A 24,659-nucleotide genomic window follows, 5' to 3' on the forward strand; every position below is an offset into this window, starting at 1 on the left:
AAAAAATAGGGAATCTTGTTCAATGAACAGGATTCCCTATCTCCAGAAAAATTCATTTATCCTTTACGATTTACTTTCTTCCGCACTACCTTGATTTTCTAAATTCTCAACAACTGGTATTTTAGAATCGGTCGCATCAATAGACTCCTCTTCTTTCGGAGCAATATATCCGCCTTGCCCTACTTCCGCAATTTCAATATCTTCACTGGATTGGAGAGGAACTCCTGAAGGAGGAAGCAATGTAATGGAGTGCTTTCCTACCGTATCAAACTTCGGCATAGCAAATGTTAATTCTGATGCAGACTTGCAATCTGCTGCAATTGGACTACTAAATCCTTCGATCATGATCTTAGTTCCTTGGACAAACCCGGAACCTAAAATCGAGACTATAACATTATCTTGGTTTACTTCAATATGGTTTGGAGTAATTGCGTTTATGACAGTATCTTTTCCAATTGCCTTGCTTCCTAAGTAACCTGTTTGGCTAACACCCATTAGACCAAGAAGTGTAGGAGGTATATCTGGGAGTCCTTGTAATGGATTTCCGAGAGCAAAGTTGTATATATAAGCTCCAATTGACACAATGGTGAATCCAAATAATTGCAATCGAGATAAATCCACATTACCTCCTTCACAGAAAAGATTGCTCAGTTCTGGAGGCTTTGCTTTAATTTCATTCTTTGGTTTTTTGGCTCCTAGACCGTTAGCCGCAATCAATCCCCCGTAGCTGATAGACATTAAGACTACGAGAGTTGGATTAAAGTCTGGGATCTTTCCATTTCGCAGAAGTAGTCCCTGACTGATAATTACATACGCATAACTACCGATAGCCGCTATTGTCCAAACAAAAGCCTGGAATTTAGATAGACTATAACTATTTGTTGCTCTATCCGTTAGCATTAGCTCAAAGAAGTAGACAATAGAAGGACGTTTTACTCCTTTTCGACTTTTCATATCTGATTCTTGGTGTTTTTTGATTAATCCTCTAAGTATCATGTAAAGAGAAATTAAAAATAGGATAATAATGATTAGCCCAATAAAAGCAGCATAAACTTTCCAAGAAGGAGGAAGTAGCGTGATATTTACATAATTGGAAGGTCTACCTGAAACAAATACTTTAATCTTGAGCGTTTTTCTAAGCTGTCCATTTTTCATTAAGTCTTTTCTTAATGGAATGTTAAAACGTAAATCCTGTGCTTCATTGATAATGGGAGATAGAAAAAATGGTCTTTTCTCATCTACCTCAACGAATATGTCTTCTCCTTTTTCATTGGTGGTCAATTCAAGGATGCTAATGGAAATATCATCAATATCTGTTCCGAAATTATTACCGGATAATGTGATAGTATCCCCTCGTGTTCCACCTTCTGGACTGATTTTTTCGATATACGGTTGTTTGCCGGGTTGATCGTTTACAACTGGGACTTCAAAATCAAGAGTTGACTCAAGCACTTCATTCGTATTTGGAAACCTTGAGAAGAGTTTAATCTGTTTTTTCCCCGCTTCAATTTTATAATAAGCAGCAACTAAAAAGTTAATAACATTCGGATTATCACTGTCTTTTTTTGCAGAATCAAGTAAAATATCCGTTTTAACTTCCCCAATTTGAATTCTAAGTTTTTTTTCTTTTTTGCCATTCAATTCATCTATCAATTCATCTGGTTTATCACTGACGATAGATAAAGTATAAAGATCACCTGATAAATCTTTAAAACTAAAATACTCGATACTATATTTGGAATTTGTTGATGTATCTGAATTTGTCACCGGAGGATTCGATGATTCCGGTTGTGGATTACTCATTTGAGCAAAGAGTAAAGATGGGATGAATAGTAATAAAAAGAATTTGTTACGCAAAGTGTATCTCCCTTGTTGACGTTAGTTCTGACTTAGAACAGATTTACAGTTTTTAACATAGGGAAAAAATGCAATTCAAAATCGAAAATTAAATTTTGCGTAGGACTCAACGGTCGGCTGGGAAATTCCATTACCAGTATTGTTAAGGACAGGTGGAATAAAGGCAAATTCAAATGCGTCATTATCCACACCTAAATAGTAAAATACACCTGCCATGACAAGCATAGACAAAGCAGCACCTCCACTTGTATTTCTATAATTGCGAAACTCAGTCACTTTTTGTTCATTGGAATCTACTATACTCTTTTGATAAGAATAAAATATAAATAGATTCGAAAGAGAACTCGCATCTGTTCCTGAAAAATAATTTTGATATGTAGTAAAAAGAGTCAGTCCTCCAATAACTCCACCCTGCCAGGGATCTCCACGAATCGTATCTCTATGCACATTGATTCTATAATTCCAATATTGAAAGCTTGCATAGAACAAAGCTACCGAATACACTGAGTATTGCGAAAAATCAAAATAGGTGTAATCTAAAAAAACCTTCAAGCGGTTTTTGTAATAATCCTCGGTCTTGCCTTGCTTTAATTTTGCATTTACGGTAACAGGCTTTCCCTGTTCAATTTCAACGCCTGCATAATAGTCTACATGATCTTCCTTTTCAATTCGAATTCTATTTTGACCTAGCGGCACAACAATATTAGCCAGTGGACTTTCTCCAAGATAGGTTATTCCTAAGTAGACACTTGCACCCTCTGGGTTTGTTTTTACAGAAATTGTTCCTTTCTTTTCTAGTTTTTTTAAGGCGAAGGCATATTTAGATACAGAATCTTTTTTTAGATTCACAACTCTATTTAAAGTTTCAAATCCTTCTTTTGTAATTGTTACCGCATGTTGTCCTGCGGCTACATCTGATTTGTCGAGAGGTGTTTTCCCTGCATAATGTCCATCGATAAAAACAAGTCCGTCTACTTCTTCACCAGTGTCAATTTGAATCGTTGCCATTTCTTTGTTAAATAGCATTTTCTTAATTTTAAACCCTAAAGTATTCATTTCTTGATAGGCGCGGCGAAGGGATGTTACCTCTGAAATTTTTTCTACTTTCCCATTTTTCCTATTTGTAAATTCTACATTGATAGTAAGAGAATCGCTTTCCGTTGTGATGTATTCCCCTGTTATAACATAGAAGCATTTATTCTTTCTGCCGATTTCAAGATTTGATTCTAGGAGTGGTGCTGTCTCCATTGGAATCAAGGCAACATCTAACTTTATATACCTTGGATCTTTTTCAGGCAAAACATCCTTAGCCCCTGTGTTTAAATCGTTCAAAGTTTTACGGTTTAATATTGGTTTACCCCTTTTAGCGGGTTGTTCCTTTGACTGATCTCCGAATGCATGGTATACAACAGTCTCTAAGACATCTGCATCATAAACGTATTTGAATCCATTTAAATTGGAAATGATTACTGATGGAATTCCATTTGCTAAATACTGAAATTTTTCATTCTCTACTTTACTTCTAAAAGGAAACAGGCAAAGCTTTCTAGATTTTTCATATTCTATTTTTTCCGGTAAAGATTGTTCCGGAAATTGAAAGTATTCATCAATTCCAAAAACAGAAAGGGAAAATAGAAAATAAAGGAGTAGGCTTTTTACAGTTTTTTTATCGGTGTTCATCGGTGATAATCCTCATTTCTTTTTTCCTAAAGACAAAACTAAAAATAAAATTCCGAGGATAGGAGTAAAGAGAGAAATTGGAGAAACTAAAAAATAATCTTTAGAAAAGGCAATCTGCTCTCCAAGTCCGGGTCCTAAAAAATCTGTTCCAAAGTCAATTCCCATATAACTGAAAATGGCAACTGTCATGATAACACCTGGAATTCCTGTTACAAATAAAATAAAAAGCATAGAAATTATTTCAGGGAAAATATGTTTTTGAAACAAATAATACTGATTTGCCCCCATAGTCTTTGCGGCAACTACAAAACCGCTTTCTTTTACTTCTCTTATTTTTCCCTGAATGGATTCATAGGCAAAAGCCCAATCGGAAATTACGATTGCAAGATAAAATACAAATAGTTCAGAGCCGAGCGAATACAATACAATAATGGCGACTAAGAAAGAAGGAAGAGATAAAAATACAGAAGCAAAAGAATCAATGATGAAATTAATATACTTGTTTGATGCATATGATAGAAAGGAAATGCAGACAGAGAAAAATAAAGTTATCCCGCGGGCAGGAATAGAAATTAAAAAAGTCGTAAAGGTTCCAAATGCGTATAATGCATATATATCTCTACCGAGTCTATCACAGCCAAGCGGATGCTTCCAGGATTGAAATGCTTTCTCACTCGATTGAAGCAAATCTACATTTACCGGAGCTTCAAAGAAGACTAAGCCAATGATTACAGATAGAATGAATAGAAAGTTGAAAACTATAGATGCCATCTTACTCCATCGACAATTTGAACTGTAATTTCTTGGCTGTTCGCGTAAGGATATAAAAAACAATTCCAGAATAGAACAAGAGTGCACGTAGAAGATTTTCATCTAGGCTTTTTACTGCGTAGTATAATGATTTGCCGATACCTGGAAAAAAGAAAATCTCTTCGACAAGAATGGAACCTGAGAGCAGAGAACTAAAATCTATTAGTATAAAAATTAAAACCAAAGGAAAAATCTTTCGGAAGATATAATAAAATACAATTCGAGCACGACTGAATCCGCGAGTTTGTAGAAAGAAAAAGTAATCAGAATCCTTTTCTTTTTTTCCTTCATCTAGGCTTATATAAAAGATTCTTGCGAAGACGCGTGAGCCAAGAGCAATTCCGGGTAAGATCAGATAAAGTATATTACCCGCTTCGTATCCCCCGGGAGGTAATATTCCCAAATACAAAAAGAAAAATAGAAATAGTAAAATGGATACAACGAAAATAGGGGTAGATAGTATTAACCTCGAAAGAAACAGCAGAGAATTTTCTAGAATTTGAATCTCTAAGTATACACAGGAAAGTGCCGCAGAGATCGAAGTAATTGAACCAAATAGAATTGCAAAGATAGACAATTGCAAAGTGGGAAATATTTTCTTACCGATATGAGAACTAACGTTTTCTCCCGATTCTGTTTTACCGAAGTCTAAAAAAAAAAGAGACTTCATTGAATCAAGAAATGATTTGGAATAAGAAGAATCTTTGGCTAACTCTTGTATGTCGCTTTTAGCAAGGCTTGATTCTGCGTAAAGGAAACTCTTGTCTTTTGCGCGAATAGTTGTTATGCCTGAAATGAATACCGACAAACAAAGTATAAAGACAACAAAATGGTAAATTTCACGGACCAAAGAAAAATAATCCTAGCTAGAGAAAGCTTCCAATATGTCTTCATAGTTGTTGGAGTAGATCATCTTGTTGCGCTCTTCTTTTAGATTTAATGTCTTGGCTATGAGTGCTAACGTTTTGATATGCTCTTGGAATTTATTTTTAGGAACTATGAGTAAAATGAAAATATGAACAGGCATTTTGTCTATTGCATCGAATGCAATTCCTTCTTTGGATAGACCAATGACAACTTTTAATTCTTCTACAAGGCTTACCGAGCAATGAGGAATAGCAACGCCACTGCCAATTCCTGTTGACATAGATTTTTCACGATTAAGAAGGGAAGTAACAATTTCAGCGCTTGCGGCTTCCGTAATGCTTCCGATACGAACACCGTGCTCCACAAGAATGGAAATCACGTCTTCTTTATCTTTCGCCTTCAAATCATAGATGATATTATTCGGAGTGATAAGTTCTAAGAGATGATTCATTTTCTTACAATGTATCTATAGAGTAAGTTTTTCGCCAAAATGCTTTCTGTCACTAAATAAAATATAATCCCATATAAAATAAAGAAAATTATGATAAAAAGGATAGGGGGAAAAACTAAATTTGCTTGTATCAAGAACCAGCTTGTAACAAGAGTGCCAAGTGCAACGATTAAAGATAGGAAAGATGATAGATGATGACTTCTCCCGGGGGCAGAAAATAGAATATACCACAAACTGGTAAAATTAATAATTTTATTTTTGCAAATGAGTAAATCATATCTGTAGAAATAGCTAAAAATAAATGCCATCACAGAAATAAGAATTACATCCAAGATAAAATTCTCCTGACGTAAAAATAAAAAACCTACAAGCATTAGAAGATATAAATCAAGACTTTCTAGAATAGAAAAAAAAGTTGGAGCAAAGGAATTTCCAAAAGAAATAAACGGATTCATATACATACCGGTTACGATTGGAAAAAAAGAAAACGGCATTTCTGAATTAGCCGCAAATACATTTAAAGTGATAATATTCATTCTTCCCAATATAAGTCCAAGTGCAACAGAAAGCAAAGACAGAAAAAGTCCGGGCGGAAACCTAAATTTATAAAATACATTTCCCCTTAACGAAAAAATGAAATACACAACCAGGCTAAACGAAATCGTAAACCAATTTAGAAAACCAATCGGAGTAATCAAAAGATAAAGAGTCAATTGATAAAAAAAACTTAGATAGTAAATATACCCAACGTTTAATTTGTAATAGAGGTAAAACAAAGCAGCCGCAACGTAAGCGAATAAGAAATAGAAAAGGAATGAAAGATTTTGGAACACAGTAAATACAGCTATTGTAAATAAACTAATAAACGACAGAGCATCCACAAAAAAATCACTGGAAAAAACTTTAAAGCCTCGGTTGGTTAATAATATACTATGCGACGACAAAACTAGCTCCCTGTTTAATTTCGTTTATTCTAGTAGAGAGATCGATATGAGATGGACAAAGCAAAGAGCATATACCGCATTCGAGACAAACGCTAGAGTTAAATGCTGATTTGTCTTTTTCTAAAATACCTCTTGGATTTGCATTCACAGGACAATAATAAGAACAGTCATTGCAATCAGTGCAATGCTTTTCTGTTTTTTCAAAATGAATTCGATCACATATAATGACAGAATGATGCCTGTATATATCAAAGATAAATTCCGTTCCTATTTCATAAACAGGTTGTTTATCATAGAAAGAATTTACGGTAAAGTATTTATACTTCGACTGGAAACTATTTAGAAAGTCTGAAAGATTTAAACCATTGCGTAAGAGGAAAGCCTTTGTTTCTCCTTCTAATGTTCCACTCTGATTGATGATATTGACTGACACATAACGCTCGTGAAATGGAATATTAAAATACAAGGCTCGAATCAAATGGTAAATTGTTTCGGGTCCTAGGTATAAAAATCTTTCTTTGGGAAAATCTTTAACAATATCTACACCTACATATTTATGCAAAAAATATCTTGGACTACCTTCTGGATAACGGTAATTAATCTTCTTCTCAGTAAGAAAATCAATTGTGTTTACGTTTGGAAAAATATTGGTAATATTTTTTTTGAGTTCGGGTTAATTCATTTTTGTAGATTTCAAAAATTTTAGATTTATAATCGATTAAGTTTTCTCTTGTAAAAGGTGCAAATACGATAAATGAATCTCTATCAGGAATAAGGGATGAGAATAAAGATGCGAGTGATTGTCCGGGAAAGTCTAATGATACTACACCGGAAGAAATAATCTTTTCGTTTAGTAAGTCAAGCGCATATTCACCATTAAACTCGGTAGGACGAAAGTTTAATTCACCATCGATTGTAAACGTGATTGTTGAAGTGCTTGGAAAGTAATTAGCGATACCATTTACAGGGGATAATACCTTAATAGCCTCATCCTGAAAAACTGTATCACCTATATTAAGGCGTCTTGGATACTCTCCTACGACTGAAAGTTTTTTTCCATAGAATTCATTGTGAAGAGTAAGCTCACTGAGAGAGGGCACGGGAACCCGTAAGTCAGTTGAGCTTTTGATTTTAAAGAATTGAGAAGTTTTGTAAGTTGCCACGAAGAACTTCCCTTAAGAGCTTAATTAAGAAGCAGATTTTACCATGTAAATTTCGTCTTTAATTGGAAGTTCTTTCTTTAGGTTTTTGATGTATGGGAGAATCTCACCCATTTCTTCATAGAATTCACAATCTGCTTGCATACGTCTTGCAACAGTAAAATATTTATAGAGTTTTTCTTCGCCTGAGCGCTTTGACCATTTCTTCTTTGTGCATTTTACACGAAGAATATATTTATCTTGCTCAGCTTCAAAATTTCTTACTACAACACAATTAATGCAATTGGCACAATAGACTTTCTCGCTCATTTTTGGTTTGTCCCTTTCTCGGTTTAGAATTAATTCAGAGTTGAATGGAAATCCAACCCTGAATCAGTAAATTTAATGTTTAGTACATTGTCAAGCAATTTCGATGCTGACTGCTGGCTTCTCTTCCATTTCTGGTTTTGCGCTCCAAAGAGCTTCTTTGATTGAGTTGATTGACACAAAGAAAAAGCCTAGAGAGTAGATGAACATGAATCCAATGATAAACGGCTTCTCTACCATGATAGAAATATACACACAGAATAGACAATAAACGCCCATTAAGAATTCAAGAATGGTCAAAGAGTCAAATGGAACAAAGTATTTAAGTCTTTCTTTCATATTATCAGTGTTGTTTTCTAATCTCATCTTAGGTGTTCGTTTAAAGCTAGACTGAATTCCTAAAAGTGCCTCTAACCAAGCGCGGGTATTTACAATGGCAACACCAGTTCCAATCATAATCATCACAGGCAGAAAGAAGATTCTAGACTTCCAATCTGGATAGATTTCTTTTTGCGAATACATGTAAAATATAATCGGACCGATTGACCCAATAGATAAAAACGCAGCTGTTCCATAAAGAATCACGACTGGCAAATCAAACAAGTTGAATCCAGACCAAAATTCCATGAGAAGAAGAGGAGCAGTAAATAGAATATTGATTACCATAAGTGGATGCACGGAATAATTGATTAGATGAATAATCGCTTCGGATTTAATTCTCCAAGGCAATTCAGCATTCCAAATTCTAGGTAAAAGCTTAACAGCAGTTTGGATACTTCCCTTACACCATCTGAATTGTTGGGATTTATAAGCAGAAATCATAGCAGGAATCTCAGCCTTACAAACGATGTCTTTAAAATAACGGAATTTCCAACCTTTTAACTCAGCACGGTAAGAAAGATCAAAGTCTTCAGTCAAAGTATCATGCTCCCAACCACCAGCATCAACGACACAAGCCTTTCTCCAGATACCAGCCGTTCCATTGAAGTTCATCCAAAGGTTGCTAGCATTACGAGCTACTTGTTCGATCATGAAGTGACCGTCGATCCCATAGCTTTGTGCTTTTGTAAGTAAGTTATAGTCTTGGTTGATATGACCCCAACGAGCTTGCACCATACCAACTTCTTTGTCTTTAAAATAAGGAACTGTTTTTAATAAGAAAGAAGGCTCAGGAACAAAGTCAGCATCAAAGATAGCTACGAATTCACCCTTTGCTTTTGCAAAACCAGCTTCTAACGCACCAGCTTTGTGTCCGGCACGGTTGGTTCTATGCAAATGAGAAATATTAATTCCTTGCGCTTTGTATTGGTTTACAATGCGACGAGCCTTTTCGACTGTTTCGTCTGTAGAGTCGTCTAGAACTTGAATTTCAATGCGATCAGCAGGATATTCAAGGCGAACGGCAGCATCAATCAAGCGATCTACAACGTAAAACTCATTGTAAATGGGCAATTGAACAGTAACGAAAGGTAGATTCGGATCTGTAACTTTAAAAGCTAGGCTAGGATCAGATTCACAGTAAGCCTTGTTCTTACGGTAGAGATTTACCATAAGCAAGGTATGGAGGCTAAATAGAAATAGAACAAATATGTCTATCGCGTAAATGGAAATGAAAAGAACAGTTATAATTATTAGCATAAGAGTCAAAATATACACATGAGCCGCCCTGTCAAGTCCAAAACGGCATAGCCAATGCGCGCTAAGAATAAGAAAGGATTACCACCGATAAATTAAAGATAGAGTTTGATTTCAAACGGGCTTTAATTTTTTACTAATTGACCGCCGGATCTAACCCAGTCGGCACAGGCGAAAGAAACAATGTCATGCTCAAAGCCCGGAAGCTTTGCGTTTTTGAATTGTTTACGGAACCATTTAAAGAAATCATCTGCCATATGTAAAAATTCAGGAGATTTGGGAACTGTTCGAAGAGGCTCTTTTAAGAGTGCGTCTTTGATATAGTAGATACGGTCAGATTTTTTTGACTCTCCTGAAAGATTAGAGCACCAGATTTCTATGACAGGCGAATTCATTACGTCTATAACATAATATTTTTGTGTATCCACATAATTTAAAATAACAGATTCTATATCTTCTCGACGCAATATATATTTATGTCCACGAAGTTTGTGATTTCCAGAATAATCGCTTAACAGAGAGTCTGCGAAAAGTAAATTCTTATCTGGAGATGGCTTTCCAATTAATAAAAGATCATTCTCTTTTATATAATTGTCAATTTTCTTAATATCATCTAAAGCTAAATAAAAATTTATTTGTCTACTATTCATTGTCTTTAGTCATTGTAAGGATGAAATTCTACTTCGATTCCTGTTTCTTTGGATACTTCTTCAATTACATCTCTTTTCCTCTTTACAGGCAAGCCTTTTTTGGTTTGCTTTCCAATCTGATGTAATTCTACAATATTCCTATTATCATCTAAACCGGCTACATCTATGAATCAACGTCTTGGGCGACCTCTTTTACTTTTTCCTGATGCTTTTCACCACCCTTTTTTCCGAAAGGGTTTGGTATCTTTTTAAAAATAGACATTAGCCTAGAATGAGCTAAACATATAATTGGTAAATTCTTTTTTCATCTATAGGAATGCTAAATTGCGAACCCATTTAACTATAGGCAAGGTAATTCGATTTTTCGAGCCAATTTCTACTTATATCTAATCCTCAAACCCAATCCTTCTATTATTGATTGAACTTAAGGGTGGCAATTCCTGAATATCTGCATCTTCGATTGTGTCTAAGACCGCGCGATTCATTAGCTCACGAGGATTAAGCAAGGCGACTCTTTTGGCGTGGTTCTTAAATGCCTGTTCAATTAGATTGCGCGCAGTTCTTGCGTTGGCGAAGTCGCTGTCTTCTTTTCTTCGCTCTAGGAGTTGAGAAATAAGCCTTTGATGAGCTGTGTCTGTGATTTCATATCCATCATTCTTGCAAATATCGCGGCAAATATCACTTAATTCCTCGTCAGTGAAATTTTGAAACAATAGTGTTTTACCAAAACGACTAAGGAGTCCCGGACTTGAGTTCATTAATTTTTCCATCGGCTCTTGGTAGCCTGCGAAAATAATTACGACTTCATCGCGGTAATCTTCCATATACTTTAGAATTGTATTCACGGCTTCTCGTCCATACATATCACCCGAAATGGAGTCGCTGAATAAAGAGTAAGCTTCATCTACAAATAGAATTCCACCACGAGCATCTTCAATGCATTCCTTTGTCTTAAGCGCGGTTTGTCCTAAGTATCCCCCCACGAGCCCGGAACGATCTACCTCAATCACATGACCACTAGGAAGCACTCCTAACTCTCTATATATATCACCAATCAAGCGGGCAACCGTTGTTTTTCCCGTTCCCGGATTTCCCGTGAATAGCATATGTAGTTGTAATCCTCTTGCGGAAGAAGGTCCTTTTCTAAGTTTACGAATACGTATGAAGTCAGCCATGGTTTGAATTTCTTCTTTGATTCCATTCATCCCACGTAGAGAATTCAATTTATAAATGGCTGATTTTGGGTTTTGTTTTGGATCAACGGGAGGTAATAGCTGTATGTCTCCAACATCAAATGGATCAACAGTTATATCACTGTAAACAAACTTTTGGAAATGTTCTTTCGGGAGAGTTTTTATATCCTGGTTTGTGATGCGTGCACAATGCTGCGAAATTGCGCGCTCGAATATGTTTCTTACTTCTCTTGCGTTGCCAAATCCTTTTCCTCTTTTTTTGATTAGAATTTGCTCTATGGCAAAACTTCTATCTTCCTTTGAAAGACTCATTTCGTGTTTACTGCACATATTGTCTAGGAGAATTCCGATTTGCTCATCTGTGAAGTCTTCAAATGGAATTATATTTGGAATACGACTCTTTAATCCCGGATTCAAATCAAGGAAGCTGCGCATAAGGTCTGTATACCCCGCCAAGATGATGACTAGTTCGTCTCGATAATCTTCCATGTATTTTATAAGAGTATTGATACATTCTTGTCCTAAAGTATCATTCTTATCAATCTTAAGGCTATAGGCTTCATCTATAAATAGAATTCCTCCGCGAGCTTTTTCGACTACCGCCGTTGTCTTAGGAGCAGTATGACCAATATACTCTCCAACTAAATCGACGCGGGATACTTCTACTAGATGGCCTTTCTTTAAAATTCCAATCTTTTTAATTTCTTGTGCATAGTAACGGGCAAATGTTGTTTTGCCGGTGCCAGAATTTCCTGAAAACACAGCGTGTAGATTTACTTGAAAGGGAGGAAGAGAATGCTTTTTACGCTCTTCATTTACTACTGTGAGCGCCAACACTTGCTTAAGCGCATTCTTTGCGAGTTCTTGTCCTATAAGATTTGATTCTTTTAAAAAAGACTCTTCTGGAATCTTGGATCCTTTTGTGATAGGAGCAAGAATAGAAATGATTTCGGTATGATTATTTTTCTCTGCATAATCGAGTGGCTTTGCACCGTTTTTATCTTTGAAATCGGGATCTGCATTTGCTGCTAATAGACATTCGACAATCGCTTTATTTCCTTTTTCAGAAGCAATCATGAGAGCCGTTTTCTTGGGATCCGCAACATATCCATCTACTTTCGCTCCCCAATTTAAGAGCATTTGCACCATATCCAGGCGTCCACCGATGCAAGCTTGACCAAGAGTAGTAACAGGTCCTGAAGAAGTAAAATTAGGATTAGCCCCATGTTTTAATAAAAGTTCAAGAATATCTAAGGAGCTTCTTGCGACGGCAAAATTGATAGGAGAAGCAATTTCGGGACGTTGGAAATTGGGCGTGATTCCTGTTTCTAGAATCGAACGAGTGTCTGAAACGTTTCCGTAATCTACAGCAGTCGTAAGTTTGGTTCGGAGTAGTTCTACTGTCTCGTTGAATTTTTCTGGTATGGTTACTTCTGCTATAGTAGTCATTTTTTCCTCTTTCCTAGCCATTGGCTTATTTCATTTCTGTTTGCTTATCCCCTTGTCATTAGCCGCTAAGGCGGTTTCAAAGAAAAGCCAAATATTGATTGGAAAAAAGAAGGGTATTTGAAACACTTAAAAATATTGGAAGGGACTCTTTGAAGCTATATACAATTCTAATCTTCATTGCAATTCATTTATTCAGATTTAATAATACGAATACACTTTCAGCGCATGACGAACAAGGAAAAATAAAACACCAGTTAGAAGTAAGCCTTGATATTACAGAGGAAGCGGCTAAGAGAATTATTACTCACTATGCGTTTCAGCCAAAACAGAGAATTGATTATGTTTTTGACGTATATGATGGGAAAAAATTTCTTCTTTTTCCAGGGATGCATAAGGTAAGGTTTCGAGTAAAAGAAGAAGAGGATAAAAGCGTAATTCAAATGAATACGAGTGTTGAGTTTTTGCAAAGAAGCTGTGAGAAGGATTTGGCAATCACTATTCGAAAAAAGAAAAACGGGGAAATGCAACTCTCGCGTAAGAAACACAAGCATTTGACTCAAGGCAATGATTTTCTAACTCAATTGATCGCAAGTCCGCAGAAAGGAATTCGCTCTTTGAATGAGTTTAATAAGACCTTACAAACTTTAGATATTCCCCTCAAAAATGAATTAGAAAAAACTTTTTCTGATAAGAAATGGATTTATCTGCCAATCAATATCACTAAGAAAACTAAATGGAAAATAAAAATAAACCTGGGATACGGAGAAATCATTGTTTCTATTTCAAAAGGAAAAGATTTTATCGGGAATAGGTATATACAAGAAAAATGGGAGATAGAATTCCAAGTCGATCCAGAAGACTGGAAGGATACTAACTGTATCGAAAAGTATTGTGGAGTAGAAAAGAGTGTTTGTAAATTCTTACAGACAGAGAAGATTTCCCAAAAAGATTTGAATCCCACCAAGCTCTCTACCTATGAGGAAGTAAAAAAAATCATCTATCCGTATAACCAAGACTTTGGCTTTTAGAAAAACCTCACTGTATAGGAGATTGTCTCGCTAGTAGTAGTTGATTCTTGGCTTCAGAAAGGCTTTCCGTTTTAAGCTTGCTTCTATAATGCGTACTAAAAACCTTGTGGTAGAGATTAAAAACTATGAAATTTGGTATTTTAAAAGAAACAGGGGAAGAAAAGCGCGTTGCGATGCTTCCCGAATCCGTGGATGCACTCATTAAAATGGGTCAATCTGTGTTAGTAGAGAAAGGTGCTGGCGATACAGCTTATGCATCTGACGAAGACTACAAGAAAGTAGGGGCGACAATCGTTTCTAAAAAAGAACTTCTTGCACAAGCCGAGGCTGTTATCAAAATCCAGCTTCCTGATGCAGAAGAGTTAGACGGCTTAAAGCCTGGAACGATTCTGTTCGCTGTGTTACAACCTTTGTTCAATTTCCAATTGATTAAGGTTTTAAACGATAAAAAGGTCTCTGTATTCAGTATGGATACAATTCCTCGTATCACAAGAGCCCAGTCAATGGACATTTTAAGTTCACAAGCAACTGTTGCTGGATATAAAGCAGTATTAACCGCTGCGAGTCATTTACCCCATTTTTTCCCAATGCTAACAACTGCGGCAGGAGCAATTCCTCCTTCTAAGATGTTAATCATGGGAGCAGGTGTTGCAGGTTTACAAGCGATAGCCACATCTAAGCGTCTTGGTGCAGTGACAGAAGTATTTGATACTCGTCCAGAAGTAAAAGAGCAAGTAATGTCTCTCGGTGGAAAGTTCGTTGAAGTAGAAGGAGCGGCTGATGCTTCTAAAGCAGGCGGATATGCAGTAGAGCAAACCGAAGACTACAAAAATCGTCAAAGAGAAGCGATTCATAAATCAGCAGTTAAGGCAGATGTAATTATCACAACAGCACAAATTCCTGGAAGAAAAGCACCGGTTCTGATTACAGAAGATATGGTAAAAGGAATGAAAGCTGGCTCTGTTATTATTGATATGGCGGCTTCGACTGGGGGCAACTGTCAATTAACCGAGAACAATAAAACAATCGTTGCGCATGGAGTTACTATCATCGGAAATTCCAATCTGCAATCTACAATTCCTTTTGACGCGAGTAAAATGTTTGGAAAGAACGTCATCAACTTCTTGAAGAATATGCTTTCTAAAGAAGGAAAGATTGAACTCAATTTCAACGATGAAATTATTTCGGGAACTTGTATTGCTCACGCAGGCGAAGTTCGTCACAAGGCAACACTGGATCTAATCAACAAATGATTGGAGTTTGGCTAATTACTATTAACCCATATGGGCAGGAGCCTCAGAAACAAAACTCTGTGACTCAGTGCCTCTGTGGCAAATCTTTTTAGGAGATATTATGGATCAGATATTAGACTTTTTAATAAAGAACAAAGCAATGATTTACATGCTTGTTCTCTCTATTTTCGTAGGGATAGAAATCATTTCTAAAGTCCCGGCGGTGGTATTACACCTCCGCTCATGTCAGGTGCGAATGCAATTCACGGAGTTGTGATTGTAGGTGCTATTTTAGTTATGGGAGCTGCGAAAGAAGACGATACGCTTTCTTTGGTTCTAGGTTTTATTGCCGTGATTCTAGGAACTCTAAACGTAGTCGGTGGATTTGTTGTTACGGATAGAATGCTGGAAATGTTTAAAAGAAAACTCCGCAAAGAAGGTTAAACGATGACTGGATATATAGAAATAGCTTATTTTTTTGCATCTCTTTCGTTTGTAATTGGACTCAAGATGTTAAGTCATCCTGATTCTGCTAGAAAAGGGAATATGTTAGCCGCTATCGGTATGGGGCTTGCAATTTTACTTACAATCCTTGGAGAAGGTGTTCGCAATTATGCTTGGATATTTGGTGGATTAGTAATCGGAACAGCACTCGGTGCAATATCTGCTCGTAAAGTAAAGATGACTGCAATGCCACAGATGGTGAGTCTTTTTAATGGAATGGGTGGGGCTTGTGCGGCTGTAATTTCTCTTGTTGAATTTGTTCATCATGATGATTTAAAATCAGGACTCATGAATAGCACAACAGGTATTATCCTCGCGGGAATGCTAATTGGTTCGGTTTCTTTTTCAGGATCGATGATTGCGTTTGGAAAACTACAAGGCTATAAAGCAATTGAAAAGCCTGTTACTTATCCAATGCAAAAAATCCTCAATACAATTCTCATGGCATTGACCATAGGAATTGGAATTTTCATTATGACAAGTTACCAGAATTCGCATGATGCGAGTGGACTTTTCTATGGAATGTTTGCACTGGCTTTACTTTATGGAATTCTTTTTGTATTACCAATCGGTGGAGCAGATATGCCGGTGGTTATATCACTCTTAAACTCATTCACTGGGTTGCGGCTGCCTCGCTGGTTTCTTATACAGCAATATGGTAATGTTAATCGGTGGTATCTTAGTTGGTTCTGCAGGAACAATTTTAACTGTTGTTATGTGTAATGCGATGAACCGTTCTCTAATGAACGTAATCTTTGGAAGTTTTGGAGCAGGTGCTGGTGCGTCAGCGTGACCTCTGCTTCTGGAGATCAAACAGTTAGAGAAATTTCTCTTACTGATGCGGCAATTCTATTAAGCTATACTAAAAAAAGTAATTATCGTTCCCAAGTTATGGTCTTGCAGTTGCACAGGCACAACATACCTGCCATGAGCTAGATACCTTATTAGAAGAAAAGGGTAGATGTTCGTTATGCGATTCACCCTGTAGCGGGTCGTATGCCTGGTCATATGAACGTTCTTCTTGCAGAGGCTGATGTGCCTTATCCAAAAGTTATTTGATATGGAAGAAATCATCGGTGAGTTTTCTTCTACTGACGTTGTATTAGTCATTGGGGCAAACGACGTAGTAAACCCTGCGGCTCGTAAGGATACAGCAAGTCCAATCTATGGAATGCCTATTCTAGACGTAGACAATGCGGCTAATATCATTGTGCTCAAGCGTGGTATGAATGCTGGTTATGCTGGGATTGAAAACGAACTTTTCTTTGATCCAAAAACAAAAATGCTTTTCGGTGATGCAAAGTCTTCTCTCGTTAAGTTAGTAGCAGAAGTAAAACAAAACTAGAACGCTAGCGCATAGCCAATATCTTTAAGCTAAGGATTTCACAGTCATTTCGAACGAATGTGAGAAATCTATTCTGCAAAAAACGGTAGTATTAAGCAAGATAGACCTCTCACGATGAGACAGTTCGAGGTGACAGGGGTAATCACTCTTAACTTAAGATATTCGGCGCAAACCTAGCGTAAGGAATCCAGTGGAAAGACGAAAAGAATTTCTAGACCATTGCCGGTGATTGTATTCGGGATTTTATTTTTAATTCTCCCGTTTGTCAATTATATCAACTTCGCTTATCATTTTCAAATACCATTTGAGAGTTTTGTAGAAGTATTAAGAATGTTAGCGTAATCGCTATTATCCTTGCCGTGCTTCCGTTTGCAGTCGGAATTGGTATCCTACTTGTAAAGCGTTGGGGTTGGTTTCTGTTTTTATTCTATTGCTGTTTCGGTATTGATTTATAACAGGTAGTATCTTTTTCTGAGCCATCCGAGGCAAATATACTTACTGATCCAAAGCGCACTTGGATTTTCAGCGATGTTTTATTTTTAAAGCCAGATATTTCTGCTCCTTATATGAAAATGTATGGAAGAGGTTGAGATTTCAAATTAGAAAACCAATCGAAGTAGATATCAATGTAAATGATCTCAAGCTTAGAACAAGAGATATTTCGCCTACCGGTTTTTTTCGTAGAGTGGCTCAACTGCCCACTCGAACTAAACCAAGAAGTCAACGTTACTCTTTATATTGATAAACAAACTCTCGAATTAAAAGCAGGAGTTGTCCGACTTGATTCAGTTGGTGCCGGTATCATCTTTTCGTTTCTTAGATGCAGATTCTACAAAGACAATCAAAGACTGGATTTCTAAACAAGAAAGTTAATATCCCTTTACTCACTTTCACTAATAGAAACATTTAAAAGATTAGCACCGATAAAAGATACGATAGATTTTAAACTTACAGTCTATACGGGATTGTATAGGTTACAATTTCACCGCCCTTAACCGGCAAATTGACAGTAGCTGATAGAGCATTTCGTTTTACCATTGCCATAGATATTTGTTTTATGTCTTTACAATAGACTACACAATGAACATAATAGGCATTATCCTGTAGGTTATCTTCTTCCCATTCGAATAAGACTTTGTTTCATTCTTAGATATTTTAGACCAAGAGTCCTTTCATTCCTAGATTCGTAAAATTAATTTTTCATACTCGATGTTTACAGAATCTAAAGAGGTTTACAAAACTATGATTCAAAGAATAAAGAAGGAATTATTGCTATTAATCCCTCCTGGGTAGTTGGTAGTGCAAGGTATGTCGAAAGATTTGAAATAGTTTTGAGTGGAAAATCGCTTTTTGACTTATGATTTGCTTTTCGCTATTTGATTGTTTAATTTTTACGGGAGAGTTCGAATGAATGTTTTCCATTTCTTCAATAGTAAACTAAATCTCGAGCTTTCCACTAAGTGTGCTATTTGGTTGTGTGAATAATTGTGCCATAATGTATTAGTCCTTACCTCACCTTTCGAACAGTTCCTCACTCCAATGCAATTGGGCGAGTGGTTACTTGCTATTTACCTGATATTTCAGAGTATAGGGAAGGTGTTTTATATTTCGCTATTAAATTGTTTAAAGTAAATTAAATTTATTCTGTCTAAAATTTTTTCCAATAATTACGTAGTTCAACACATTTGAGACATATAACGAGTTTGCGGTAGATATTTTGCAAAAATGAGATAATATTAATCGGTGTATATGCTTTCTTTATGTTGTCGTTTACTCTTCTTCGGTCTAGCTCGCTTATATCTCGGTCTAAGTCCGGTTCAAACTGCCCAGGTAACGTGTTAGACCGGCTCTATAAGCGTAGCTAGAGCGGCTGTGAGTAAAGGTTTGGTTATAGGAAACTAAATAATGAATATTCTTGAACATTCTATTTCCATTTGGAATGGTTGCGGGTGTGTTGAAATTGACAATATATGTAGGGGAAAGACTATTGTAATTTATATGCAAGGGAAAGAACTTCGAAAATTAGAAGCCGAACTTTGGAAAGCCGCCGACCAACTGAGAGCTAATAGTAAACTAACTGCCTCTGAATATTCTATGCCGGTATTAGGGCTGATATTCTTAAGACATGCTTACAATCGTTATTTAAAAGTTAGAATTGAATTAGAGAAGAATCTACCCAGTCATCCACAGCGCGGAAAACGCCCGTTAACCAAGAAGGACTTTGAAGAAAAGAATTCTATGTTTCTCCCTGACAAAGCACATTTTGATTATTTGGTGACTCTGCCCGAAAGTGCTGACATTGGCGAAGCAATTGAGGCAGCGATGAAAGCTATTGAGGATGAATATGAAAACCTCAAAGGTGTGTTGCCAAAGAATTATTCTATTTTCGGCAAAGACTTGTTACGCGAACTACTACGAATTTTTAATAAAGAAGTTTTGCAAAAGGCAGAAGGAGATTTGTTCGGAAAGATTTATGAATACTTTCTAAATAAATTTGCGATGACTGGAGCACAAGAAGGTGGAGAATTTTTTACTCCGATGAGTCTTGTGCAAACGATTGTAAATGTAATCGAACCAGATCATGGAACCGTGTTCGATCCAGCGTGTGGAAGTGCAGGTATGTTTGTGCAGACGGGATATTTTTTAGAAACAGAAGGAATGTCTACAGAGAAAGTTCTATTCAAAGGACAAGAGAAAGCAGAAACAAACACACGACTTGCAAAAATGAATTTAGCTGTTCATGGACTAGAAGGAAATATCCAAGAGGGAAATACATTTTACGAAGACAAACACGACTTAGCCGGTAAATGTGATTTCGTAATGGCGAATCCTCCGTTTAACGTAGATGGAGTGGATAAGGGTAAAGATGCAGTAAAAAAAGATGCACGTTTGTTATTTACAAAAGATGATAAAGGAAGTATCACACGACTTCTTCCCAAAAACGATAACGCAAATTATTTATGGATTCAATATTTTTACGGTTACTTAAAACCCACCGGACGTTCTGGTTTTGTAATGGCTTCCTCTGCAAGTGATGCAGGTCACAGCGAAAAAGATATTCGAGAAAAATTGGTCAAGACGGGTGCTGTTGATGTGATGATGGCGATAGGGAATAACTTCTTTTATACTCGATCACTTCCTTGCACTCTTTGGTTTTAGAAAGTCTGGATCAGGCAAGGAAAAGGATCAAGAAGAAAGGTGACAAAGTATTGATGCTCGATGCGAGAAAAATTTATCGGAAGGTAACTTCGAAGGTAAATGGTTTTAGCCCCGAGCAATTGCAGAACTTGATTTGTATTGTAAACTTATACAGAGGAAATACGAAGAAGTTTAAAGAGACTGTAAAAACCTACTTGGAAACGTCGTCTGGTTTAGCGAAAGAGACAAGTGAGGTTACTTTAGAATTGCAAAAACAATTTAAGAAAATTCATAAGATGTTGAGTGAATATTGTCAGAATCAGGATTTGCAGGATTTTGGGATGGACAGGATTAAGATTTTTGTTGAGGCAATCAAAGAAGTTGGAACGGAAGCAACTAGTGTATACGAAGAGCAAAATAAATTAATAGCAGAGATTAAGAAGTGTAAAACAACTATTGATAGTTTAGAAAAAATTGCCCATGAGTGTAAATCTTTGCGCAAACCGCAAGACAAACTTATCAAACAATTAATCGACGCAATTAACACAGGAAGTAAAATTAGGGATAATAAAGATCAGCCGCTCAGTAAATCGAAAGACTGGAAAGACTTAAATCTAAAAGAACAAATCGACGAATTAAAATCTCTCCAAGAACAGCTCAGCGGCAATCCCGAAGAGGAAGAGCCAGGACTTCTCCACGAAACGGAATACTTCTGGAAACAAGCTCATTGGCTAACAAGCCGTTTCCCCGATGGAACATATGTAGATATAGAAGGATTGTGCAAAGTAGTAACCCAAAAAGAAATTGAATCCAAAGATTGGTCTCTAAGCCCAGGACGTTATGTGGGAGTTGACACTAGCACAGACGAAGACTTTGACTACGAAGAAAGATTAAACGAAATTCATATCGAGTTAAACGGATTACACGAAGAAGCGAATATGCTTCAAAGATAAGGGCTGTCTGAATCAGGATTATCAGGATTTTAGGATGTTCAGGATGAAGATACAAAAAGTAATATTTAATACTAATCCTGCTAATCCATTAATCTTGAAAATCCTGATTCAGACAGGGGGATTTTGAGATGAAGTGGGAGAAATACTGCTTATCTGATATTATTCATATTAAACATGGCTGATTCAATAAGTGAGTTTTTTTTTGGATGAACCTACGGATGATATTTTATTGACCCCGAAATTTTTTGTAATGGTGGAGGCTTTAAATCACAAAAGTTAAAATACTACAATGAATTTCTTGTTGATTACATTTTAAATGAAAATGATGTTATTGTAACAATGACTGATTTGAGTAAGAAGGTGATACCTTTGGTTTTTCAGCTAAAGTCCGCTTGAATGGTAAACGGTTTTTGCATAATCAGAATTGGTTTAGTTAGTTTAAAGAAAGAGGAATTTGATATTAATTTTCTTCATTGGGTAATGCGAAATTACTCCTATCATTGGTAATTAGTGAACGAGACCGGTGGAGCAACAGTAAAACATACTTCTCCGACAAAAATTTGTTCGTATTCTTTTAATGCTCCTGAAAGTAAATCCACCCAGCGCAAAATAGCAAATATCCTCTCTGCTTATGATGATTTGATTGAGAACAATTTGAAGAGAATCAAGTTGTTGGAGGAGAAGGCGTTTTGCGGTATAAGATGATTGTCCGAGAGAAGTTGTTGAAAGTAAAATTAAAAGAAGTTGCTAGGGTAAATCAATCAACACTTAAAGGAAATTCAAATCTTGAAAAATTACTCTATGTAGATATTGCTTCTGTTTCAACTGGAAATATTGATAATAAAACAGAGTATGATTTAAAGGATGCTCCTGGAAGAGCCAAAAGAATTCTAAACCATGAAGATATTATTTGGTCGTGTGTTCGTCCTAATCGAAAATCGTATTCTTTCGTTTTCAAGCCCGAAGATAATTTAATTGCGTCAACAGGCTTTGCTGTTATTACTCCAAAGGAAATTCCTTCTACGTTTTTATATCAACTTACTATAACGAATGAATTTATTAGTTATCTTGAAAATCATGCAAAAGGGGCAACATATCCAGCAGTCACAGCGACAGATTTTGAAGAGGCAACTATCTATATTCCGCAATCTTCATCCATGATAGAATACCATGAAGAGATTTATAGACATTTTGAATTGAAAGATATTTTACAAAAACAAAACACCAAACTCCGCGAAGCTCGTGATATATTGTTGCCTCGGTTGATGAATGGGGAGATAGAGGTATAAGGAATGAGTAACGTTGAATCATTATTAAAGAGTAAATTATGTGATGTAGATGTTGCTGGCTTAAAAGCCATAAAAAAGGAGTATTTCGAGCTACTTATAGATAATCCATTTTCGAAAGCACCAACTTCAGGTAATTTCTATGAAATGATAAATTACTTCAAACGCAAAGATGAAACAAATCCAATTTGTATTGGTCCCTACAAAAATATTACTCCTTTTGAAGCAGCTAATCGCATAGCTAGTGATTTAGTCATTATTAATGGACTTTTACAATTAGAGAGAAACAATCCGAATTTAAAAGAAGCAAGTTTTATTCTTAGATTGGGAACAACACATAAAAAAGAGAAAGGTGATATTACCATTAAAATTGGCAATAATGAATTCGAAGGTGAAGCATTTAATGTTGCACCAAGTTTTTTAAAACAAAACTCAATAAGACTCTAAGAAGTGGAAAAAAACGACAAACTAAGATATATATTAATAAACAAAGATGCATTTGAAGAAATACATTTCAATAGTTTAGATGAAAGAGTAGTAAAAGTTGAAAAATGGCATGAGTAAACAAAACACCAACCTTCACGAAGCGCGTGATATATTGTTGCCTCGGTTGATGAATGGGGAAGTAGAGGTATAAAGGATGAGTAAAACAATAGATATAAATCCTTCAAAAAATCCTGAAGTTGGAACAATTTATGTAAATGATTTATTCAATAAGTTTGAAATATCATTTGTCATTCCTGATTACCAACGACCTTATACCTGGAATGAAAAACATTTATTAGATTTAATGAATGACTGGAAGGATCATTTTTTCATAGAAAACAAATTTAATGAAAATTCCATAGAATATTATTTTGGTACGATCATGGTTCATAAATCAGATGAAATTTATGAAATTATTGATGGGCAACAGAGATTGACAACTCTTCTAATAATGGACTTTATATGGAATGAGGAAAACTCTATATTAAAAAAGGAAAATTTTAAATTTAATTATAATTCGAATATATCGATAAAAAATATTAAACAAAATAGAAACTATTTAAAGGGATTTAAAGATAGCAATACATCTGAGTATTTTAATGAAATTTTAAAAAAACTTGTTTTTTCCGTAATAATAACCGACTCGGAAGACAAATCATTTGTATTTTTTGAAACCCAAAATAATAGAGGTGTTCCACTTGATGAAGTAGATTTTTTTAAATCCTTCCATTTAAGGGAACTAAAAACCAATTCAAAATACCTTCAATATTTTGCTAAGAAATTTGATCAAATAAATTCTTTTTATAGCTCAAATAAGAATAAGGGAGTATATGCGAAAACCTTAAATGATCTTTTTATTAAACAATTTTGGATTTTACGCTCTTGGTCAAAAAATAAATTAATATTTCCGGATAGAAGATTAATATTGAATTCTTTTCAAAAAGATACAAAAACCTTTGGTAGTATAGATGAAGTAAAATTATATCCATCTTCTAATAATAGCCTTGGTACTTCTTTGTTTTTCAATCAAGAAATGAAACCTGAAATTAGATCTACAATCAAATTGTATGGAGCAGAGTCTATTGATATTCCTTTTACAATAAATCAACCTATTCAAAGAGGAATTGGTTTTTTCTTTACACAGAGAAATATGCATCATTAAATAATTATTTATTTATAAATAATCAAATAGAGGAAATTAAGCAGATAAACTTAATTATCCCAAAGCTATACAATCTTGATTTTGTAAACTTATATCAATCTGCTGTAGTTCTTTATTATGATAAGTTTGGAAGGGAAAAAATTGAAGAATTTGCAAAATTATTTGAACACTATTTAGGTGCATTTAGAATGAACCGCTTAAGTATTGTTGAACAATCTTCAATTGTTTTACTTAGAGAATATGGAAATATATTACTCGATATATGGCATGGTTATCTACCAGGAGAAATATTAGAAATCCTTAAAAGTTACATTATGGAAAATTATTATAGTGATTTTAGATATGATTATAACTATGAAACAAAACAAAATATTATTTTGGATAAATTTGGAAATAAATTAACTAACGCTAGGCAAAATTATTATCAAATAATATATGAGTTTTACAATAATTCCATTGTAAATAATAATATTCAATTAACAGAAAAAAGGAATTTGATTAATGCAAGCCTTAATAAATAAAA

The 24,659-nt window shown here is 35.5% G+C and carries 19 protein-coding genes and 4 pseudogenes; 11 read left to right on the top strand and 12 right to left on the bottom strand.

The annotated features are described in order from the left end of the window. Positions 1-63 precede the first annotated feature (63 nt). From IPH52_13870 to IPH52_13925, 12 genes are all read right to left on the bottom strand, one after another. Positions 64-1,857 carry an IPT/TIG domain-containing protein gene (locus tag IPH52_13870; GenBank protein MBK7056112.1) on the bottom strand — a complete coding sequence of 598 codons (1,794 nt, stop codon included), beginning with the start codon at positions 1,855-1,857 and terminating at the stop codon, positions 64-66. A 75-nt stretch (positions 1,858-1,932) separates the two neighbouring features. Next, positions 1,933-3,537: a PEGA domain-containing protein gene (locus tag IPH52_13875; GenBank protein MBK7056113.1), complete on the bottom strand. Its 1,605-nt coding sequence runs from the start codon at positions 3,535-3,537 to the stop codon at positions 1,933-1,935. 12 nt (positions 3,538-3,549) lie between these two features. After that, positions 3,550-4,308: an ABC transporter permease gene (locus IPH52_13880; GenBank protein ID MBK7056114.1), complete on the bottom strand. Its 759-nt coding sequence runs from the start codon at positions 4,306-4,308 to the stop codon at positions 3,550-3,552. A gap of 1 nt (position 4,309) precedes the next feature. After that, positions 4,310-5,197 (bottom strand): ABC transporter permease, encoded by an 888-nt coding sequence (locus IPH52_13885; GenBank protein MBK7056115.1) that lies wholly within the window; start codon positions 5,195-5,197, stop codon positions 4,310-4,312. 12 nt (positions 5,198-5,209) lie between these two features. Then, positions 5,210-5,665 (bottom strand): PTS sugar transporter subunit IIA, encoded by a 456-nt coding sequence (locus IPH52_13890; protein MBK7056116.1) that lies wholly within the window; start codon positions 5,663-5,665, stop codon positions 5,210-5,212. After that, complete coding sequence (locus tag IPH52_13895) at positions 5,662-6,609, bottom strand: hypothetical protein (protein ID MBK7056117.1); 948 nt, start codon at positions 6,607-6,609, stop codon at positions 5,662-5,664. The genes IPH52_13890 and IPH52_13895 overlap by 4 nt, the downstream gene beginning before the upstream one ends. Further along, positions 6,596-7,171, bottom strand: a complete 576-nt coding sequence (locus IPH52_13900) for a hypothetical protein (protein ID MBK7056118.1) — start codon at positions 7,169-7,171, stop codon at positions 6,596-6,598. The genes IPH52_13895 and IPH52_13900 overlap by 14 nt, the downstream gene beginning before the upstream one ends. Positions 7,172-7,229: 58 nt before the next feature. Then, positions 7,230-7,772 carry a hypothetical protein gene (locus tag IPH52_13905; GenBank protein MBK7056119.1) on the bottom strand — a complete coding sequence of 181 codons (543 nt, stop codon included), beginning with the start codon at positions 7,770-7,772 and terminating at the stop codon, positions 7,230-7,232. A gap of 24 nt (positions 7,773-7,796) precedes the next feature. Further along, the gene (locus IPH52_13910; protein ID MBK7056120.1) at positions 7,797-8,078 is read right to left on the bottom strand and encodes a hypothetical protein; all 282 of its coding nucleotides are present in this window, start codon (positions 8,076-8,078) and stop codon (positions 7,797-7,799) included. 90 nt (positions 8,079-8,168) lie between these two features. Then, positions 8,169-9,713, bottom strand: coding sequence for a glycosyltransferase (locus tag IPH52_13915; protein MBK7056121.1), 1,545 nt, complete (start codon positions 9,711-9,713; stop codon positions 8,169-8,171). A 122-nt stretch (positions 9,714-9,835) separates the two neighbouring features. After that, positions 9,836-10,360, bottom strand: coding sequence for a hypothetical protein (locus tag IPH52_13920; protein MBK7056122.1), 525 nt, complete (start codon positions 10,358-10,360; stop codon positions 9,836-9,838). Between the two features lie 386 nt (positions 10,361-10,746). After that, positions 10,747-13,002, bottom strand: coding sequence for an AAA family ATPase (locus tag IPH52_13925; protein ID MBK7056123.1), 2,256 nt, complete (start codon positions 13,000-13,002; stop codon positions 10,747-10,749). 149 nt (positions 13,003-13,151) lie between these two features. Here IPH52_13925 and IPH52_13930 point away from each other — a divergent pair, with 149 nt between their 5' ends. The 11 genes and pseudogenes from IPH52_13930 (at position 13,152) to IPH52_13980 (ending at position 24,657) form a co-directional block, all read left to right on the top strand. Then, complete coding sequence (locus IPH52_13930) at positions 13,152-14,030, top strand: hypothetical protein (GenBank protein MBK7056124.1); 879 nt, start codon at positions 13,152-13,154, stop codon at positions 14,028-14,030. 125 nt (positions 14,031-14,155) lie between these two features. After that, on the top strand, positions 14,156-15,283 hold the full coding sequence (locus IPH52_13935; GenBank protein ID MBK7056125.1) for a Re/Si-specific NAD(P)(+) transhydrogenase subunit alpha: 1,128 nt from the start codon (positions 14,156-14,158) through the stop codon (positions 15,281-15,283). Positions 15,284-15,383: 100 nt separating this feature from the next. Then, a pseudogene (locus IPH52_13940) lies at positions 15,384-15,706 on the top strand (NAD(P) transhydrogenase subunit alpha). A 3-nt stretch (positions 15,707-15,709) separates the two neighbouring features. Further along, positions 15,710-17,111, top strand: a pseudogene (locus IPH52_13945) (NAD(P)(+) transhydrogenase (Re/Si-specific) subunit beta). 632 nt (positions 17,112-17,743) lie between these two features. Then, positions 17,744-17,971 (top strand): hypothetical protein, encoded by a 228-nt coding sequence (locus tag IPH52_13950; GenBank protein ID MBK7056126.1) that lies wholly within the window; start codon positions 17,744-17,746, stop codon positions 17,969-17,971. 1,138 nt (positions 17,972-19,109) lie between these two features. Beyond that, positions 19,110-21,202 (top strand): annotated as a pseudogene (locus tag IPH52_13955) (N-6 DNA methylase). A 597-nt stretch (positions 21,203-21,799) separates the two neighbouring features. Next, positions 21,800-21,889 (top strand): annotated as a pseudogene (locus tag IPH52_13960) (restriction endonuclease subunit S). Positions 21,890-21,891: 2 nt separating this feature from the next. Further along, complete coding sequence (locus IPH52_13965) at positions 21,892-22,491, top strand: restriction endonuclease subunit S (GenBank protein ID MBK7056127.1); 600 nt, start codon at positions 21,892-21,894, stop codon at positions 22,489-22,491. Positions 22,492-22,494: 3 nt separating this feature from the next. Further along, the gene (locus tag IPH52_13970) at positions 22,495-22,935 is read left to right on the top strand and encodes a hypothetical protein (GenBank protein MBK7056128.1); all 441 of its coding nucleotides are present in this window, start codon (positions 22,495-22,497) and stop codon (positions 22,933-22,935) included. Between the two features lie 193 nt (positions 22,936-23,128). Next, positions 23,129-24,136 (top strand): DUF262 domain-containing protein, encoded by a 1,008-nt coding sequence (locus tag IPH52_13975; protein ID MBK7056129.1) that lies wholly within the window; start codon positions 23,129-23,131, stop codon positions 24,134-24,136. A 188-nt stretch (positions 24,137-24,324) separates the two neighbouring features. Further along, positions 24,325-24,657 (top strand): hypothetical protein, encoded by a 333-nt coding sequence (locus tag IPH52_13980; GenBank protein MBK7056130.1) that lies wholly within the window; start codon positions 24,325-24,327, stop codon positions 24,655-24,657. The last annotated feature ends 2 nt before the right edge of the window (positions 24,658-24,659 follow it).

The sequence above is a fragment of the Leptospiraceae bacterium genome, from assembly GCA_016708435.1.
In the GTDB taxonomy this organism is placed as follows: domain Bacteria; phylum Spirochaetota; class Leptospiria; order Leptospirales; family Leptospiraceae; genus UBA2033.